The 20,496-nt window shown below is 71.0% G+C and carries 5 protein-coding genes; 2 read left to right on the forward strand and 3 right to left on the reverse strand.

What is annotated here, in order from left to right; genetic code table 11:
• Positions 1 to 3: 3 nt before the first annotated feature.
• A complete protein-coding gene (locus EST54_RS34995) occupies positions 4 to 12,813 on the reverse strand; it encodes a type I polyketide synthase (RefSeq protein WP_129246888.1) in 12,810 nt (4,269 codons plus the stop codon).
• Between the two features lie 418 nt (positions 12,814 to 13,231).
• On the opposite strand from EST54_RS34995, the gene EST54_RS09145 reads away from it, so the two are divergent.
• Positions 13,232 to 14,644, forward strand: coding sequence for an NDP-hexose 2,3-dehydratase family protein (locus EST54_RS09145; RefSeq protein WP_129246890.1), 1,413 nt, complete (start codon positions 13,232 to 13,234; stop codon positions 14,642 to 14,644).
• A gap of 132 nt (positions 14,645 to 14,776) precedes the next feature.
• Here EST54_RS09145 and EST54_RS09150 read toward each other — a convergent pair whose 3' ends face one another.
• Both EST54_RS09150 and EST54_RS09155 read right to left on the reverse strand, forming a co-directional pair.
• Positions 14,777 to 15,403: a TetR/AcrR family transcriptional regulator gene (locus EST54_RS09150; RefSeq protein WP_244942480.1), complete on the reverse strand. Its 627-nt coding sequence runs from the start codon at positions 15,401 to 15,403 to the stop codon at positions 14,777 to 14,779.
• Between the two features lie 105 nt (positions 15,404 to 15,508).
• Positions 15,509 to 16,297: a FadR/GntR family transcriptional regulator gene (locus EST54_RS09155; RefSeq protein WP_129246894.1), complete on the reverse strand. Its 789-nt coding sequence runs from the start codon at positions 16,295 to 16,297 to the stop codon at positions 15,509 to 15,511.
• 1,040 nt (positions 16,298 to 17,337) lie between these two features.
• On the opposite strand from EST54_RS09155, the gene EST54_RS09160 reads away from it, so the two are divergent.
• The gene (locus EST54_RS09160; RefSeq protein WP_129246896.1) at positions 17,338 to 20,157 is read left to right on the forward strand and encodes an ATP-binding protein; all 2,820 of its coding nucleotides are present in this window, start codon (positions 17,338 to 17,340) and stop codon (positions 20,155 to 20,157) included.
• The last annotated feature ends 339 nt before the right edge of the window (positions 20,158 to 20,496 follow it).

The following is a 20,496-nucleotide window of genomic DNA, read 5'->3' on the forward strand; positions in this document are numbered from 1 at the left end:
GGATCAGCCGATCCCGAGTTCCCTGTCGATCAGGTCGAACATGTCCTCATCGCTCGCTTCCGCGAGTTCGTCGTCGACGGTCTCCACCGGTGGCGGCGCCTGGCCTTCCCAGTGGGCGAGCAGGCCGCGCAGCCCTTCGGTGAGCGCCCGCCGGGTGTCGTCGTCGGTGGCCGCTTGCAGTGCGCTCGCGACCTGTTGCAGCTCGGGGAGCACGGGGGCTGCGCTCCCCGCGTCCGGTTCCGGGGGCAGGAGTGCGTCCCGCAGATACTCGGCGAGTGCGGTCGGTGTGGGGTGGTCGAAGACCAGAGTGGCCGGGAGTGTGAGGGCGGTGGCCGCGTTGAGCCGGTTGCGCAGCTCCACTCCGGTCAGTGAGTCGAAGCCCAGCTCGCGGAAGGCCCGCGCGGGCCTGACCGCATCGGTGGAGGAGTGCCCCAGTACGGCGGACGCCTGGGTGCGAACGAGGTCCAGGAGCATGCGCTTGCGCTTGGGCTCCGGGAGCGCGGCCAGCTTGCCCGGCAGGTCAGAGACCTTCTCGCCGGCCTGGCCGTCCGCCTGTTCCTCTTGGCCGGCGAGCAGTTGCCGTACGTCCGGCAACTCGTCCAGGAGAGGCCGAGGCCCGCTCACCGTGTAGGCGGGGAGGAAGCGGTCCCATCGGATGTCGGCGACGACGAGGGTGGTCTCCCCGTGGTCGACGGCTTCCCGTAGCGCCCGTACGGCCAGGCCGGGATCCATTGCGGGGACACCGCGGCGACGCAGCTGCTCGGCCACGGCCTCGTCGACCATGCCGCCGCCCGCCCAGGCACCCCAGGCGAGGGAGGTGGCCGGGCGGCCCTGTGCCCGGCGCCATTCGGCGAGTGCGTCAAGAGCGGCGTTGGCTGCCGCGTAGGGTCCCTGACCGCCGTTGCCCCACACGCCGGCGCCGGAGGAGAACAGCACGAAGGCGTCCAGCGGGTGATCGGCCAGCAGCTCGTCGAGGTGACAGGCGCCGGAGACCTTGGCGTGTACGGCGGCCATGGCGTCATCGAGGGAGGTCTCGTCGAGTCGGCGATCCTCGCCGACGACGCCCGCGGTGTGCACGACGGCGGTCAGCGGGGCCTCGTCGGTGAACGAGTCCAGCAGCTTGGCCACGGCGGCCCGGTCGGTCACATCGCAGGCGGCCACCGTGACGCGCGCACCGAGCGCGGTCAGCTCGGCGGACAACTCGGACGCGCCGGGGGCATCCGGGCCGCGCCTGCCGGCGAGTACCAGGTGCTCGGCACCGTCGGCCGCGAGCGCCCTCGCCACATGGGCGCCGAGGGCTCCGGTGCCGCCGGTGATGAGGACCGTGCCGCGCGGCTGCCACGGCTCGGCCGCCGCCGACGGGTCGAGGGGCGCACGCACCATGCGCCGGACATGGACGCCGGACGGGCGAATCGCGTACTCGTCCTGGCTGCCGCCGTCGCCGCTGAGCAGGGACAGGAAGCGGCGCAGCGCGGGCTCGTCCAGGGTCGCCGGCAGATCGATCAGGCCACCCCACCGCTCCCGGTGATCGAGACCGAAGACCCGGACCAGACCCCAGATGGCAGCCTGACCGGGGTGACGTATCGGGTCGGACACCCGGTGGGTTTCCGGTCCCCGCGCGGAGGCATCGGTGGAGACGGCCCCCTGGGTGACCGCCCACAGCCGGGCTTTGACCTCCGTATCGGCAAGTGCCTGGGTGAGCGCCAGGGTGCTGAGCAGACTGCCGGGCACTCCCCGGTGGCCGCCGGCATCCCGGTCGTCCAGCGCGAGCAGCGACAGCACGTGCAGCGGGTCATCGGCAGTACCGGCCAGCACCGCCAGCTGTGCGGCCAGTTCCGCACGGTCGGCGGTGGCCGATACGGGCATGATGCGGGCCCGATCGCCGAGACCGCGGGAGGCCGCCTGCACCAGGTCGTCCTCCACGTGGTCGGCAGGAACGACGATCAGCCAGCTGCCCGCCAACTCGCCGTTCTCCGGCTCGGGTTGGGGCCGCCACACGATCCGGTAGCGCCAGCCGTCGACCGTGCTGCGCTGCTGCCTGCCCTGCCGCCACGACGACAGCGCCGGCAACACCTCACGCAACGCCCCCGCATCCGCCAGCCCCAACGTCGCCGCCAGACCCTCCAGATCCTCCCGCTCCACCGTCTCCCAGAACCGCACATCCACCGGATCAACCACACCGGCCACCGACGACTGACCCGACTCCAACCAGTAGCGGCGGTGCTGGAAGGCATACGTAGGCAGGTCCACGAGCCGCGGACCAGCGGCAGCGAAGGCCGGGAACCAGTCCACCTCCACCCCGTGTACATACAGCTCACCGAGGGAGGCGTAGAGCCGCGACAGACCACCATCGTCACGACGCAAGGTGCCCGACACCACCGCGTCCGCCCCCGCCGCCTCGACGGTTTCCTGAAGCGGCACGGTGAGTACGGGATGCGGGCTGACCTCTACGAAGGTGCGGTGGCCGGCCGCGATGAGGGCTTCGATGGCGGGCGCGAACTCCACCGTCCGCCGCAGGTTGGTGAACCAGTACCCGGCATCCATCCCCGCCGTATCCAGCCACTCCCCCGTCACCGTGGAGAACAGCGGTACGGACGACTTCCGGGGCGCGACCGGCGCCAGGACCTCCCTCAGCGTCTCCTCGATCGACTCCACATGCGCCGAATGCGAGGCGTAATCCACCTCGATGCGACGCGCACGCACCTCGCGCTCCTTGCACCCGCCCATCAGCTCATCCAGCGCATCCGCATCGCCGGAAACCACCACGGACGACGGGCCATTGACCGCCGCAACCGAAACCCGACCGCTCCACGGCTTGATCAGATCCGAGACGTCGGACGAGGACAGCGCCACCGACACCATCCCACCACGACCCGACAGCGCACGGATCGCCTTGCTGCGCAGGGCAACCACCCGGGCGCCATCCTCCAAGCTCAACGCCCCGGCCACACACGCCGCGGCAATCTCCCCCTGGCTGTGGCCGACGACCGCCGCAGGCTCTACGCCATGGGCCCGCCACACCTCCGCCAGCGACACCATCACCGCCCACAACACCGGCTGCACCACATCCACCCGGTCCAAGCCCGGCGCACCCTCATCCCCACGCAACACAGGAGTCAGCGACCAGTCCGTGAACGGCTCCAACGCCGCCGCACACTCCGCCAACCGACCCGCAAACACCGGCGAGGAATCCAACAACTCCACCGCCATACCGACCCACTGCGACCCCTGACCCGGGAAGACGAATACCGTCTTGCCCGGATCGCCGATCGCAGCAGTCGTGGGGCTCAACTGCCTCAGCTTTTCGGCCAGTTCATCAATCTCCGAGCCTACGACGACCGCCCGGTGCTCGAACGACGACCGCGAAGCCACCAACGACCAACCCACGTCAGCCGGCGACCAGTCGGCGTCCGTCACCCGCGACGCCAACCGCTCCGCCTGCGCCACCAACGCATCGGCAGAACGCCCGGACACCACCCACGGCACCACCACACCCGCACCGGAAGCCGAAGACGACGAAGCAGACTCCCCTCCATCAGCCGACTTCGCCTGCTCGACGATCACATGCGCATTGGTCCCGCTGATGCCGAAGGACGAGATGCCGGCGCGGCGCGGACGGTCCTCTTCCGCCGTCCACGGCCGGGCCTCGGTCAGCAGCTCCACCGCGCCCGACGACCACTCCACATGCGGCGACGGCTCGTCCACATGCAGGGTCGCCGGCAACTCGGCGTGCCGCATGGCGAGCACCATCTTCATGACACCGGCCACGCCGGAAACGGTCTGGGTGTGCCCGATGTTCGACTTGACCGAGCCGAGCCACAGCGGCCGGTCCGCGGCACGCTCCTGCCCGTACGTGGCGAGCAGCGCCTGCGCCTCGATCGGATCGCCCAACGACGTGCCCGTACCGTGCGCCTCCACCGCGTCCACCTCACCGGCCGACAGTCGGGCATCGGCGAGCGCGGCCCGGATCACCCGCTGCTGGGAGGGACCGTTGGGTGCGGTGAGGCCGTTGGACGCACCGTCCTGGTTGATCGCCGTCCCGCGGACGACCGCCAGCACCGGGTGCCCGTTGCGGCGGGCGTCCGAGAGGCGTTCCACCAGCAGTACGCCGACGCCCTCGGAGAGGGCAAAGCCGTCGGCCGCCGCCGAGAACGGCTTGCACCGTCCGTCCCGCGCCAGCCCCCGCTGCCGGCTGAAGCCGAGGAACGGTCCGGGATCAGCCATGATCATCGCGGCTCCCGCGACGGCGAGCGAGCACTCCCCCGAGCGGAGTGCTCGCACCGCCATGTGCAAGGCGACCAGAGACGACGAGCACGCCGTGTCGACCGTGACGGCTGGACCTTCCAGGCCGAGCGTGTAGGCGACCCGGCCGGATGCGACGCTCGCGGCCGCTCCGGTCGCGAGATATCCCTCGATCTGCTCGGCGGCCGCCATGCGCAGGCGGTTCCCGTACTCCTGATCGGTGACGCCCATATAGACGCCGGTCCCGCTGCCGCGCAGGGATTTGGGGTCGATGCCCGCGCGCTCGAAGACCTCCCAGGAGGTCTCCAGGAGGAGCCGCTGCTGCGGGTCCATGGCGAGGGCCTCGCGCGGCGAGATCCCGAAGAACTCGGCGTCGAAGTCACCGGCGTCGCGCAGGAATCCGGACTCCCGGACGTAGCTCCGGCCCGGCTGATCGGCATCGGGGTCATAGATGCCGTCCAGGTCCCATCCGCGGTCGGTGGGGAAGGCCGACATCGCGTCGACGCCGTCCCGGACCAGCCGCCACAGGTCCTCGGGCGACTGCACGCCCCCCGGATAACGGCAGGCCATGGACACGATGGCGATCGGGTCGTCGTCCGCGGGGAGCGGCACGAGGGCGGGGGACGTGGCCGGCTTCGCGGCGGGTTCCTCCCCGCCGGTCAGTTGGGCCTCGACGTAGCCGGCGAGCGCTGCCGGGCTGGGATGGTCGAACACGACGGTCCTGGGCAGCCGCAGGCCAGTGGCCCGGCTCAGGCGGTTGCGCAGCTCGACGGCGGTAAGCGAGTCGAAGCCCAGCTCCTTGAAGGGGCGTTCGGAGTCCACGGGGGCCGTCTTGTCGTGACCGAGCACGGAGGCGACCTGTTCGCGGACGAGATCCAGCAGTGCTGCGGTGCGCTGCCGGACATCGAGTCCGGTCAGCTTCTCGGCGAGCGGCGACCGGGCAGAGCCGCGCTCGTTCCCGCTGCCGTCGGCTCCGGGTCCGTCTCCGTCCTCGTCCGCCACGAGTTGCGGGATCTCCGTGAGCAGGCGGCTGGGCCGTACCGAGGTGAAGACGCTGTTGAAGCGCCGCCAGTCCACGTCGGCGACCGCGATCGAGGTCTCGTCGTGGTCGAGCGCCTGCTGGAGCGCGGTGAGGGCGGTGTCCGGGTCGATGACGGGCACCCCGCGGCGCCGCAGCACCTCGTGGATCGAGTCGGCGATCATGCCGCCGCCCGCCCAGGGGCCCCAGGCGACCGACAGCACCGGCAGTCCGTCGGCCCGCCCGCGTTCGGCACGGGCGTCGAGGAGCGCGTTGGCGGCGGCGTACGCGCCGTGATCGGCCACTCCCCAGGTGCCGGAGATGGAGGAGAAGTAGACGACGGCGTCGAGTTGTGCGGGATCGAGTGCGGAGGACAGATGGTCGGCTCCGGCGACCTTGCCCGCGAGCGCCGCCGCGAGGTCTGCCGGCCCGGCCTCCGCCAGCGAGCCGAGGGCGCTGACACCGGCGGCGTGCACCACTGCCCGGACCGGGCCGTGGTCCTGCTCGATCTGCCGTACGAGGTCCGCCACCGCCTGCCGATCGGCGATGTCGCAGCCCGCCACGGTGACCTGGACACCCTGGTCACGGAGTTCGGAGCACAGTGCGGCCACGCCGGGGACATCGGCGCCACGACGGCCGGTGAGGACGAGGTGTTCCGCGCCGTTGGCGGCGAGCCAGCGGGCGATATGGGCACCGAGCGCTCCGGTGCCACCGGTGACGAGGACGGTGCCGCGGGGGCGCCAGGAGCGCCGCGGGGGCTTCCCGGCGGCCGGTGCGGGGACCAGCCGCCGCCCGAACACGGCCCCACGGACGGCGAGTTGATCCTCGTCGCCCCCGGCTGCCAGGATCCGCGCCAGCAGCGCGACTGCCTGATCGTCTGCCGTCGTCTGACCGTGTGCGGCCACCTGACCGCCGGCCTGGCCGGGCAGGTCGATGAGCCCGCCCCAGCGCTCCGGATGCTCCAGCGCGGCGACCCGGCCGAGACCCCAGATCCCGGCCTGGTCGGGGTTCGTCGGCGCATCGTCCTCGCCGGCGGGTCCACCCGGGGAGGCACTCGTGGAGGCACAGGTGGCAGCCTCAGCAGTGGTACCGACCGCGACCGCGCCTCGGGTGACGCACCACAGCGGGGCCTCGATCCCGGCGTCGCCGAGGGCCTGGAGCAGTGCGAGGGTGAGCGAAAGACCGCTGGGAACGCAGGGGTGGGTACGGCCCGGCCGTTCGTCCAGGGCGAGCAGCGACAGCACACCGGCAAAGGGACCGGGCCCGGCACGCAGCAGATCCGCGAGCCCGGCACTGTCGTCCACGTTCACCGTCAGCGAGTGGGTGCGTGCGCCGGCTTCTGCCAACGCCTCGCGGGCGCCGTGCACCAGCGCGTCGTTCTCGTACCCGGCCGGAACCACCACGAGCCAGTCGCCGTCGAGTTGCCGGGCAGCCGGCTCCGAGAGGGGCCGCCACACGACGCGATAGCGCCAGCCGTCCGCGGTTCCCCTCTGCCGCCGATTCCGGTGCCACGACGACAGCGCAGGCAGCACATCGTCCAGTGCCTCGGCGCGGGGCAGCCCGAGAGTGCCCGCCAGCGTCGCCGCGTCCTGGTCCCCGACGGCCGTCCAGAACGCCTCTTCCTCCGGGGAGGCGGCCACGGCCGGGGCATCCGGCTCCAGCCAGAACCGCTGCCGCTGGAATGCGTACGTCGGCAGCTCCACCCGGTGCGGGCGGCGGTCGGCGAACGCGGGAGACCAGTCGACGTCCACGCCGTGCGCGTACAGCACACCGAGTGAGGTGTAGAGCCGGTCGAGGCCTCCGTCGTCCCGGCGAAGGGTGCCGGTCACCACCGCGTCCGCGCCCTCGTCCTCGACGGTTTCCTGAAGCGGGACGGTGAGTACGGGATGCGGGCTGACCTCCACGAAGGTACGGTGGCCGGCCGCGATGAGGGCTTCGATGGCGGGCGCGAACTCCACCGTCCGCCGCAGGTTGGTGAACCAGTACCCGGCATCCATCTCCGCCGTGTCCAGCCACTCCCCCCTCACCGTCGAGAACATCGGCACGGACGACTTCCGGGGCGCAACCGGCGCCAAAACCTCCAGCAACTCCTCGCGAATCGACTCCACATGAGCCGAGTGCGAGGCGTAATCCACCTCAATGCGACGCGCGCGCACCTCGCGCTCACGACACCCAGTCATCAACTCGTCGAGCGCATCCGCATCGCCGGAGACCACCACGGACGACGGGCCGTTGACCGCCGCCACCGAAACCCGACCGCCCCACGGCTTGATCAGGTCCGACACCTCGGAGGAGGACAGCGCCACCGACACCATCCCGCCACGACCCGACAGCGCACGGATCGCCTTACTCCGCAGGGCGACCACCCGGGCGCCATCCTCCAGACTCAACGCCCCGGCCACACACGCCGCGGCAATCTCCCCCTGGCTGTGACCGACGACCACCGCGGGCTCCACACCATGGGCGCGCCACACCTCGGCCAGCGACACCATCACGGCCCACAACACCGGCTGCACCACATCCACCCGGTCCAAGCCCGGCGCACCCTCATCCCCCCGCAACACCCCAGTCAGCGACCAATCGACAAACGGCTCCAACGCCGCCTCACACTCCGCCAACCGACCCGCAAACACCGGCGAAGAATCCAGCAACTCCACCGCCATACCGACCCACTGCGACCCCTGCCCCGGGAAGACGAAGACGGCTCCTGCCCCGGGGGAAGTGGGTACGACGCCGGTGACGGTGTGGGGGCCGGGGTCGCCCTCGGCCACGGCGTGCAGCTCCGCGAGCAGTGCGGCGCGGTCGGCGCCGATGAGCGCCGCTCGGTGTTCCAGTGCCGCGCGAGTGGTGAGCAAGGAGTGCGCGACGTCGTAGGGCGCGGCGTCGGGGAGGGAGACGAGATGGGCGGCGAGTGCGGCTGCCTGTGCGCGCAGTGCTTCGGGGGTCCGGCCGTGCACGACCCATGGCACGACGGGCTGGTCCGCGCTTCCGGTGCTGCCGCCGTCCGCTGTTTCCGCGCCGTCCTGGCCTTCGTCGAACTGACCCTGGTCGCCGTCCTGGCCCTGGTCGAACTGCTCCTGGTCGCCGTCCTGGCCCTCGTCGTCGGCCCGTTCGTCCGGGAGCGTTGCCGGCGGCTGTTCCACGATCACATGCGCATTGGTGCCGCTGATGCCGAACGACGAGACGCCGGCCCGGCGCACCTGCCCGTTCTCCTCCCACGGCTGGGCCGCGGTGAGCAGCCGAACCGTGTCCGCCGACCAGTCCACGTGCGGGGACGGTGCGTCGAGGTGCAGGGTTTCCGGGAGGACGCCGTGTCGCAGGGCGAGCACCATCTTGATGACCCCGGCGACACCGGCGGCGGCCTGGGTGTGCCCGATGTTGGACTTGAGCGAGCCGAGCCACAGCGGCCGGTCCGCGTCGCGGTCGCTGCCGTACGTGGCGAGCAGCGCCTGCGCTTCGATGGGGTCGCCGAGCGCCGTGCCGGTGCCGTGCGCCTCGACCGCGTCGACCTCGGAGGGCCGCAGCCCGGCAGCGGCCAGCGCGGCCCGGATCACGCGTTCCTGCGAGGGGCCGTTGGGGGCGCTGAGGCCGTTCGAGGCGCCGTCCTGGTTGGTGGCGCTGCCGCGCAGCACGGCAAGCACGGGGTGGCCGTGGCGGCGGGCCTCCGAGAGGCGTTCCAGCAGCAGGATCCCGGCGCCCTCGCCCCATGCGGTGCCGTCGGCGGCCGCGGCGAACGGCTTGCACCGGCCGTCGGGCGCGAGCCCCCGCTGCCGGCTGAACTCCACGAACATGCCGGGCCGCGACATCACCGTCGCCCCGCCGGCGAGCGCGAGTGTGCACTCTCCCGCGCGCAGGGCCTGCGCCGCGAGGTGCAGCGCCACCAGGGAGGAGGAGCACGCCGTGTCCACGGTGATGGCCGGTCCTTCGAGACCTAGCGTGTAGGCGATCCGCCCGGAGGCCACGCTCGTGGTCGTTCCGGTCAGGACATGGCCCTCGACCTGGTGGCCCGCCTGGTGCAGCCGGGGGCCGTACTCCTGCGCCATGGCACCGACGAACACGCCCGTGAGGCTGCCGCGGACGCCCGTCGGGTCGATGCCTGCGCGTTCCAGCGCCTCCCAGGAGGTCTCCAGCAGAAGCCGCTGCTGCGGGTCCATCGCCAGGGCCTCGCGCGGCGAAATCCCGAAGAACCCGGCGTCGAACGAGGCGGCGTCGAGGAACCCGCCCTCGCGTACGTAGCTGGTGCCCGAGTGTTCGGGGTCGGGGTCGTACAGCCCGTCGGTGGGCCAGCCCCGGTCGGTGGGGAACGGTGACACAGCGTCCACCCGGTCCCGCAGAAGCTGCCAGAGGTCGTCGGGCGACTGCACGCCACCGGGGTAGCGGCAGGCCATCGCGACGATGGCGATCGGCTCGTCGGGGTCGGTGGCCGGGCCGTGCACCGGCTCCAAGGTGTGGGGGGCGCCGAGGAGTTCGGCGTCGATATAGCCGGCCAGCCGGGTGGGTGAGGGATGGTTGTACAGCGCCGTGGACGGCAGCCGTACCGTGAGGGCGCGGTTCAGCCGGTTCCGCAGCTCCACGGCGGTGACCGAGTCGAAGCCGAGATCCTTGAATGTCCGGCCCATGTTGAGCGCGGAGGGTTCCCGGTGGCCGAGCACGGCGGCTGCGTGGTCCCGTACGACGTCGAGTGTCGGTCGGTTCGTCCCGGGGCTGTCGGTCGTGGGGTCGACGGGCCGGCCCGGCTCGTCGGTGGCGGTCCGGCGGGGGCGCTCGGCGGAGTGCTCCACCCAGTGCCGCTCACGCTGGAAGGCGTAGGTGGGCAGGTCCACGAGCCGGGGACGGTGGGCAGCGAAGGCCGGGGACCAGTCGACGTCCACGCCCTGCGCATACAGCTCGCCGAGTGAGGCGTAGAAGCGGGCGAGGCCGCCCTCACCGCGGCGCAGGGTGCCCACGACCGCCCCCTCGGCGCCCGCGGCCTCGACCGTCTCCTGTACCGGCATGGTCAGGACGGGGTGCGGGCTGACCTCGACGAATGTGTGGTGGCCGGCCGCGGTGAGGGCTTCGATGGCGGGCGCGAACTCCACGGTCCGGCGCAGGTTGGTGAACCAGTACCCGGCATCCATTTCCGTCGTATCCAGCCAGTCGCCCGTCGTCGTCGAGAACAGCGGCACGGACGACTTCCGGGGCACGACCGGCGCCAGGACCTCCCTCAGCGTCTCCTCGATCGACTCCACATGCGCCGAATGCGAGGCGTAATCCACCTCGATCCGGCGCGCACGGACTTCACGCTCCCGGCACTCCTCCACCAGCCGGCCCAGAACATCGTCATCACCGGAGACCACCACCGACGACGGACCATTGACCGCCGCAACCGAAACCCGTCCATCCCACGGCTCGATCAACTCCTCCACGTCAGGCCGGGGCAGCGCCACCGACACCATTCCGCCCCGGCCGGACAGCGCACGGATCGCCTTACTGCGCAGCGCCACCACCCGGGCGCCATCCTCCAAGCTCAACGCCCCGGCCACACACGCCGCGGCAATCTCCCCCTGGCTGTGGCCGACGACCGCCGCAGGCTCCACGCCATGGGCCCGCCAAACCTCCGCCAGCGACACCATCACCGCCCACAACACCGGCTGCACCACATCCACCCGGTCCAAGCCCGGCGCACCCTCATCCCCCCGCAACACCGCAGTCAGCGACCAGTCCGTGAACGGCTCCAACGCCGCCGCACACTCCGCCAACCGACCCGCAAACACCGGCGAGGAATCCAGCAACTCCACCGCCATACCGACCCACTGCGACCCCTGACCCGGGAAGACGAACACCGTTCCGCCGGAGTGGTCGGTCGCTTCGCCGAGTGTGACGGCGGCATCGGGACGTCCCTCCGCCACCGCCCGCAATCCGGCGGTCAGTTCGCCGGGTTCCGCGCCCACGACGACGGCCCGGTGCTCGAACGACGACCGTGACGCCACCAACGACCAGCCCACGTCAGCCGCCGACAGCCCCCTCCCGGCCACCCGCGACGCCAGCCGCTCCGCCTGCGCCGCCAGGGCTTCGGCAGTACGCGCGGACACCACCCATGGCACCACCCCACCGACACCCGTAGCCGACGACTGAGCCGAAGTGGAAGTGGAAGACGACGAAGCAGACTCGCCTCCATCAGCTCCATCAGCTCCGTCCGCCGACTCGCCTCCGTCAGCCGACTCCGCGCCATCAGCCGACTCCGGCTGTTCGGACTCCTCGGTGCGCCCCACGATCAGATGCGCATTCGTGCCGCCCATTCCGAACGACGAGACGCCGGCGACGAGTTGCCGCCCCTCCTGCGCCGTCCATGCGCCGGACTCGGTCTGCACCCGCAGGTTCAGGGCGTCGAGCGGGATGTCGGGGTGGGGGGTCGCGAAGTTCAGGCTCGGTACGAGGTGGCCGTGCTCCACGCACAGCACCACCTTCAGCAGTCCCGCGATGCCGGCGGCGCCTTCCAGGTGGCCGATGTTCGTCTTGATCGAGCCCACCGGCAGCGGGGTGCTCCGTCGTGGGTCGGTGCCGAGAGCGGCGCCGAGCGAGGCGGCCTCGATGGGGTCGCCGACCTTGGTGCCGGTGCCGTGCAGCTCCACATAGCCGATGTCGCCGGGGTGGATGCCGGCGCGTGCGCAGGCCAGGCGCAGCACCTCTTCCTGCGCGGCGGCATCCGGGGTCGTGAGGCCGGGCCCGCCGCCGTCGTTGTTGACCGCCCCGCCGCGGATCACGCAATGCACGTGGTCGCCGTCCGCCAGTGCCTTGGAGAGGGGCTTGAGGACGACGAGGCCGCCTCCTTCGCCGCGTACGAATCCGTCCGCACGGGCGTCGAAGGTGTGGCAGCGGCCGCTCGGGCTGAGTGCCCCGAAGCGAGCCATGGCGATGGTGCTCTCGGGGGCGAGGTTGAGGTGTACCCCGCCGGCCAGGGCGGTGTCGCAGTCTCCGCGGCGCAGGCTGTCGCACGCGGTCTGGACCGCGACCAGTGAGGAGGACTGGGCGGTGTCCAGGGTCATGCTGGGGCCGCGCAGACCGAGGTGGTAGGAGAGGCGGTTGGCGATCAGGCCACGGTTGAGGCCGGTCGGAGTGTGGTGGTCGAGAGCCTCGGGGCCCTGCTGGTGGACGAGGACGGCGTAGTCCTCGACGGTGGCGCCGATGTACACCCCGGTCCGGTGGCCGTGGAGCCGTTCCGGACGGATGCGGGCGCTTTCCAGGGCTTCCCAGCCGAGTTCGAGGGCGAGCCGCTGCTGGGGGTCCATCGACTGCGCCTCGCGTGGTGAGACGCCGAAGAATGCGGCGTCGAAGGCGGCGACATCGTCGAGGAAGCCGCCCCGGGCCGGCTCGGACACCCCTGACTGCGCGAGGAGTTCGGCGGACCACCGGTCGGCCGGCGCCTCGGTGACCGCGCTCCTGCCGTCGCGGAGGAGTTCCCAGAGGGCATCGGGGTCGGCTGCCCCGGGCAGGCGGCAGGAAAGGCCGATGACCGCGATCGGCTCGCCGTGCGGCGAGGGAATCGTGGAGCCCGCGGTTTCCGACCCGTTCATCAATCGCACTCCCTACGCGAAGCGACACACTCACGGCTGGAGTTCACCGTTCCACAGCGGCGGGCTCCCAAAGGCGGGCCGAAGGCCACCTCTAGGGGAACTCCTAGGGGCGGCGGAGGGCCGTTCCGTACCGCCCTGAGCAGGGCTTCCGCGGGGGTACGCGACCTGTGCCGGAGGCTGTGCCGCGGCCTCCGCCGCGGCCTTCGGCCACGCGACTTCCCGGCACTCGCTCTCCGGCACCCGATCTCCGGATACGCGGGTGCACCGGCCGCCGCCCGGCGTCAGCGGACGAGCCGCGGAGACGACGAGCCGCAGAGACTAGGTGAATGCCAGGACTCCCCGGTGCAGGCTGCGGGAGGAGAGGTCGGCGGCCGTCGGTGCCGTACACACATCAGCGTGGAGGGGCGCAGTAATGCAGATGGACAGCGCAGTGGAGCCTTTGCACTCACCCGGCTCCGCAGTGTCTTCCCGGCGGGCGGTGGCACTGTCGTCCCGGCTGGCCGCCTCCGCGCTGGCCACCGAGGGCGGGGTGATGAGCAATGAGGCGTTCCACGCGTGGTTCGAGGAGCGGCAGCGCACCCATGCGCTCCAGGTCAGCCGGATACCCTTCGGGGAACTGCGGGGCTGGGGCTTTGCTCCCGGCACCGGCAACCTGCGGCATGACAGCGGGCGCTTCTTCTCCATCGAGGGCATCCGGGTCCGCTCCGACTACGGGCCGGTCCGCGAATGGTGCCAGCCGATCATCCACCAGCCGGAGATCGGTGTGCTGGGCATCGCGGTCCGGGAGATCGACGGGGTGCTGCACTGTCTGATGCAGGCCAAGCCGGAGCCGGGGAACGCCAACGGGGTACAGCTGTCCCCCACGGTGCAAGCCACCAAGAGCAACTACACGCGGGTGCACGGCGGTTCGTCCGTGCCGTACATGGACTGCTTCGTCGATCCCGATCCGCGGCGGGTGCTGGCCGATGTGCTCCAGTCCGAGCAGGGTTCGTGGTTCTTCCGGAAGCGCAACCGCAACATGGTGGTCGAGGTGGGCCCGGAGGTCGAGGCGGGCGAGGACTTCTGCTGGGTCACCCTGGGCCAGCTCGGTGCGCTGCTGCGCCGGCCCGATCTGGTGAACATGGATGCCCGTACGGTGCTGTCCTGCATCCCCGACTGGCGGGCGGGTTCGTCGACGGCGAATGCCGGCCTGCACTCCGATACGGAGCTCCGCAGCTGGGTCACGACGCGACGGGCCCGGCACGAGATCACCACCGAGCCGCTGCCGCTGGGCGAGGCCGAGGGCTGGCGCCGCTCGCCGGATGCGATCTCGCATGAGAGCGGGCTCTTCTTCAGCATCGTCGCCGTCGATGTCAGTTCGCACCGGCGTGAGGTTCCCGCCTGGTCGCAGCCGCTGCTCGCACCGCACGGGTTGGGGATGGCAGCGCTGCTGGTGAAGCGGATCGGCGGCGTGCCGCATGCGCTGCTGAGCGCCCGGGTCGAGCCGGGTTTCCTCGATGTGGTGGAGCTGGGGCCGACCGTGCAGTGCACTCCGGAGAGCTATGCCCATCTTCCCGCGGGGGACCGCCCCCGGTATCTCGACGCCGTGCTGGACGCGGACCGCCGTCCGGAGCGGACGCTCTTCGATGCCGTGCTGTCGGAGGAGGGCGGCCGCTTCCTTGACGCCCGCAGCCGCTATCTGATCGTCGAAGTGGACGAGGACTTCCCGACCGAGGCGCCCGAGGACTTCCGGTGGGTGACGCTCTGTCAGATCAATGAGCTGCTGAAGCACAGCCACTATCTGAATGTGCAGGCCAGGACCCTGGTCGCGGCGATGCGGACGCTGCCGTAGCCGGACCGCCGGACCGGAAGGGTGCGGCACCGGCACTCCGGGAGTGCCGGTGCCCGGCGCGGTCCCTGCCCTCTTGAGGACGGCATGGGCTTGCTGCGTGCGCCGGGACGGTGCGGGGCGGCCCGGCGTCGTTCAGGAGGCGGACCGGGTGGCGCGGTCGAAGATGTCGGCGAGCTTGCTGCCGTAGCTTTCGAGGTCGACGCCGGGGGTGAGCTTGTGGTGCCGCAAGGTGTTGTCGATGGCCCCGCGGATGGCCACGGCCATCACCCGCGGTTCGACGTCCGCGAACTCCCCGGCGGCCAGCCCCTTGTCGAGACAGTCCACGAGGGCGTCGATGGATGCGGTGGCCTGGTTGATGGCGCCGACCGGGACGTTGTCCCGGTCACGGGTGCCGATGACGATCTCGGCCAGGGCGAGGGTGTGCCCGGGGTACTTCGCCATGAAGTCGAGATTGGACTCGATATAGGCGCGGAGCTTCGCCCGGTAGGTCGGCGCGTGCTGTATGCGGGGCCCGACGAACTCCTCGGCGGCCCGCAGGACCGTGGCCACCACCTCGTCGAAGAGCTCTGCCTTGCCGGCGAAGTAGTACGAGATCATGCCCGTGCTGCTCAGGCCGGCCCGCTGGGCGATCTTGCTGAACGAGGTGTTGGGGTAGCCGTGCTCCGCCACCGTGTCGATGGCCGCCCGCACGATCTGGGCGCGCCTGGCTTCCTCGGTGAAGGTCCGGCCGCCTTGCTCACTCACCCGCTTCGCACTCACGAGCAAAAAGTAGCATAAGCAAGCAAGACCCGGCTGTCAGCGCTCAGCGAGCAGTGCTCAGCCCCCAGCAGTCAACGCGCACAGTCAAGGTTCAACACTCAACGTTCAGCGGTCTGCCGGTTGCGGGAGCCCCGAAGTCGCCGCACACCGGCAGCTCGGGGTGGCGGTGCGGGCATCGGCGGCGGAAACACTGCGATCCGGCCGGACGATGGCGCTCAGTGCCGACTCGACATGTTCGAGGTGCGCGGTCATGGCCCGCACGGCGCCCTCTTCGGAGCGCTCGACGATCGCCGCGACGATGGCGTGGTGCTCCCGGTTCGACTGCTCGCGGCGGTCCCTGGCCAGCATGTCGAGAAAGGTGGACTGCCGGGCCAGGGCGTCCCGGATCTCCTCAATCACCTTGCGGAACACGGGGTTTCCGGCCGCCTGGGCGATGGAGATGTGGAACAGGGTGTCCAGAGCGACCCAGGCCGTGGTGTCGGTCTGCCGCTCCATCCGTACGAGCAGCCGGTCGAGGAGATCCAGGTCGTCCTGGGTGCGCCGGGTGGCGGCGTAGGCGGCGACCGGGATCTCCACGTGCCGGCGGACCTCGACGAGGTCGCGGGAGGAGTACGCACCGAAGATGGGGTCCTCCGTGGCTCCCGGCGAGGCGACGTACGTCCCCTTGCCGGCGCGGGAGGCCGTCAGCCCCAAGGCCTGCATGGCGCGGAGGGCTTCGCGGACGACGGAGCGGCTCACTTCGAAGCGCTGGCCCAGCTCCGCCTCCGAGGGGAGCTTGTCCCCGACCACGTAGTCGCCCCGCTCGATGGCGCCACGCAGGTCGCTCAGCACGGCCTCCATCGCATTGACGCGCCGAGTCGGGACCCGTGCTGTCCTGCTGTCCAGGTCGACCATGCGTCGCATCTTGTGGTCGCGCCGCGAAACGCGTCAACGAGCACGGCGGACTTCTGCGTTTTTCCCTAGAAGAGCGGCCGAACGCGATCGACCGGAGGTCATGGGTACCGGCCAGGACCTGCATCAACACAAGAAGGGACGTTTGGCGGTGCAGAGCGGGCCGTTAGTCCGGTTGACACCTCTCACCTGGAGTTCGACGATGCGTGGTGAACTTGTCAGACAGCCGGACAGGCACGACTGAGAGGTTCGGTTCCGGCTGCCCGTTCACCACCCCTCGGCGCGGTAGCCGGACCGGCACACCCCCGGCCCGGCCACAAGCCGCGGCCACCGCCGGCGGAGGAGAAGCCTCAGATTCTCCTCAAGAGCCTCACAGCGCACCCGAGATGAGTGCGTAACATTGGTCACACCGTTACGACCCGGCAGTCTCCCCGACGGAATTCTGCTTTGCCCGCACCGTGCGATCCACGGTGCCGGCGCTGCTCGGAGCCCGAAGCCGCACCGAGCCCGGACCGTCCGCGAAAACTTTCATGAGGGACGCCGTTCGCAGTCAAATTCCTTTCCCCGGAGAGGCTACCGCCGAGTATTTCCGCCCGGCCCTTCCGGGATGCGCCCGGGCCTGCCTCCGATTGTTGCCGCAGCGCACCGTTCCCGGCCCCTGAGAAGGGTTCTCAGAATGATGTGGCAACCTTGAACGCAGCGCATGACGAAATACCCGTGAACCGCACTGCCGTTGGAAGGTGAACGCCGCCAGGAAGCACAGCAGAAACCAGCTCACCGCAATCCACGCCGGGCGCTCGGCGTGAGCGGCAAAAAACCCCAGCAGGCTGCCTCGACCGCACTGCCCAGCCGGATTTTTGCGCTTCCTGCCCCTCCTCCAGCGCCACCTACGGCGGCATGTCCGTAGCCCTACGCACCCTGTGCGCCGACGGCGCGCGGTCGGGAGATCCCCGGTACCGCTCCCCGCTTGCCCACACCGCGTGCGACACCCTCGGCACACGCCGCCGCGACAACAGCTCGCGGTCTGAAGGGATCTGAACCTGATGTTGCTGGACCGCGATACTGAACTGGACCTCACGGCCGCCGCCCTGAGAAGCGGGCGGGGTGCTCTGGTCCTGGTCAGCGGTCCGTTGGGGGTGGGCAAATCAGCGCTCCTCGACGGCATCAGCGCACTCGGCGCGGCGCAGGGAGCCCAGCACCTGCGGGTGAGCGCGGCCCCGATGGAGCGGGACTTCTCCCTGGGAGCCGCTCGCCAGCTTCTGGAACCGGCGCTGCGGGACGCTTCGCCCGAGACGCGGGAGCGATGGACCTCGGGCGCCGCGGGCCCGGCGCGCTGCGCGCTCGACGCCGGCCTGCCCGGCGGCGTCGGACCGTCCGAGACCGTCCTGGGCGGCCTCACCGTACTCCTTGCGAACATGGCCAGCGACCAGCCCGTTCTCATGCTCGTCGACGAGCTGCAATGGGCGGACCCGGCAACCCTCGCGTGGCTGCGACACCTGAGCGGGCGGCTGGCCGACCTGCCGGTCGTGCTGGTGTGTGCGGTCCGCGAGGGCGAGACCCTCACCGGACATCCGGCGGTCCAGGAGATCGTCGGACAGGCCACGCACACCCTGCGCCCCGGAAACCTGGCGCTGCAGGACACCCACGAGCTGATCCGGCGGTATTACGGGGAAGCGCCGGACGAGGCGTTCGCGGCGGCCTGCCACCGGGCCACCGGCGGCAATCCCCTGTTCCTGAGCTGCCTGCTGGCGGATGCGGCGCCCCAGGGCCTCCGGCCCACCGCGGACAACGCCGAGGCGGTGGCCGCGCTCCGGCCGGCCTCGCTGCAACACCGGCTGATGCGCCGCCTGGACGCGCGATCGAAGCAGGTCAGGAGGGTTGCCCGGGCAGTGGCCGTGCTCGGCGACGCCACGCACCCCCAGCTGCTGACCAGGCTGGCCGAGGTGGACTCCGCCGGGCTGGATCATGCCCTGCGACAGCTGACGGATCTCGGCCTGACGACCGGCATGCGGCTCCCCCGGTTCGTCCACGCCCTCGTGCAGTCGGCGGTGGCGGAGGGCATCCCCCTGGAGGAGCGGACCGTCATGCATGCGCTGGCCGCCGAGTCACTGCACCGGGCCGGCCTGCCGCCCGAGCAGGTGGCGAGGCATCTGATGACCCTGACGACACCGACCTACACCTGGGCCACCGAGGTGCTGCGCGCGGCTGCCTTCGCCGCGCAGCGCAGGGGCGCGCCCGAGGTCGCCGCGGGCTATCTGCGACGGGCCCTGATGGATAGTTCACCGGACAACTACCGGGCGGAGTTGCTGATCGACCTGGCCACGGCGGAACGCAGCTTCGCCCCGTACGCCTCCGTGCGGCACATCGCCCAGGCCGTTTTGCTGTGCGACGGACCCATTCAGCGCGCGCAGGCCGTGGTGCGGCTGGCCCCCAGCGCGTTCGCCTCGACGCTGCTGCCCGTCCACGAGCTGCTGCGCGAGGCGGCGGACGCGCTGGGGCCCGGCGAGCGGCTGCAAGGATCGGACCGGGAGCTGGCACTGCGCCTGGAGGCCCGTGTCCGGCAGTCGACGCTGCCGGAGCCGGAGCAACTGGCCGACTCCGTGGCCCGTCTCGTCGGTCTGGGCCCCGAGCCGAGGACCGAGACCGTGGCCGAGCGGGAGCTGCTCGCCCCGCTGCTGGGTGCCGCGACGTTCTCCAACGCGCTGCCCGCCCATGAGGTGGCACGGGTGGCGAACCGCGTCCTCCAGCACGAGCCGACCGTGCCCGCGCATGTGCACACCACGATGCCGCTGGTGGTGGCCAGCCTCGTGGCCGCGGACTCCGTCGACGAGCTGGATTCCTGGCTCGGTGCGGTCCAGGAGAACGCGGCGGGTCGGCAGACGCGCGTGGAGCGGGCGATGATCGGCACCGAGCGGGCGCTCGTCTCGCTGGCCCGTGGCCGGCTGACCCAGGCCAAGGAGCAGGCGCTCGCGGCCTTCGAGCTGGCCGGGGCGAAGCACGAGGAGGTCTTCACCCTGTCGTCGATGACCCTCGCCGCCTGCGCGATCCTCACCGGCGACCACCAGCTCGCCGACCGGCTGATCGCCGTCAAATACCGGGCGGAGGAAGATCCCTACGTGTGGTCGGGGCTGGCCATGCTGAAGGGGCAGAGCGCGGCGCGGAAGGGCGATCTGGACGCCGCACTGGGCTGCTTCCTCGACGCCGGGCGCCGTCTTGAGCAGTGCGGATGGCTCAATCCGGCGCTGCTGCCCTGGGCCTCGGCCGCCGCGTTCCTGCACCTCTACCTCGGCGATCACAAGCAGGCCAGGGAGCTGAGTGCGCTGGAGGTGGAACGGGCCCGTGCCTGGGGTGCGCCGGGACCGCTCGGCCGGGCGCTGCGCGTGCACAGCCACATGGTCGAGGGCCCGGGCAGCGTCGAGGTGCTGCGGGAGGCGGTGGACGTACTGCATGTGTCCGCCAACCGCTTCGAGCTGTGCCAGGCCCTGCTGGATCTCGGCGAGCACCTCGGCCCGGCCGACGCCCGTGGCCGTGCGGCGCTGCGTCAGGCCCACGCGGAGGCGGTCGGGTGTGACACCCCCTGGCTGGCCCGCCGGGCGGAGGAACTGCTCGCCGGCGCACCGCCGGACCCGGAGACCGCACGCGGTCAACTCACCCCCGCGGAGTGGAAGGTCGCCGAGCAGGCCGCCTCGGGGCGGACGAACCAGATGATCGCCGACGAGTTGAACATCACGTGCCGCGCCGTGGAAAAGCATCTGACGAATTGCTACCGCAAGATGTCAATTCCGGGTCGCGCGCATCTCGGCGCCGTATTGGAAGAACTCGACCGGCAGCCCGACTCGTCCGGCGCGGCGGCCCCTTCCTGACCCGCCCCGCCCTCGTCTTTGTGGTATCGGCCGGCGCCGCCGAGCGGCGCCGGCCTCTCTCAACAATCCGGTCATGACAAAGAGTTATTGCTACCGCACCGTATTGACACCGAACCACCGAACCCAGACACCACAGTGTTTTGCTATTTGCCACATGTCGCGTTGACTCCCGGGATGTGGCGTTCCTAGGCTCGGAGCAGCGGAATACCAATGCAAAGAAAGGCACTTCGCTCCGTGGACCGAAGGAGCGGGGACGACCAATGCCTCATTCGACGGCGTATTTTCCGGCGCGTCGACCGCAGAAAGACGGTAGCTCCCTTGACATCCCAGCACTACGCC

The sequence above is a fragment of the Streptomyces sioyaensis genome (genome assembly GCF_004122735.1).
In the GTDB taxonomy this organism is placed as follows: domain Bacteria; phylum Actinomycetota; class Actinomycetes; order Streptomycetales; family Streptomycetaceae; genus Streptomyces; species Streptomyces sioyaensis.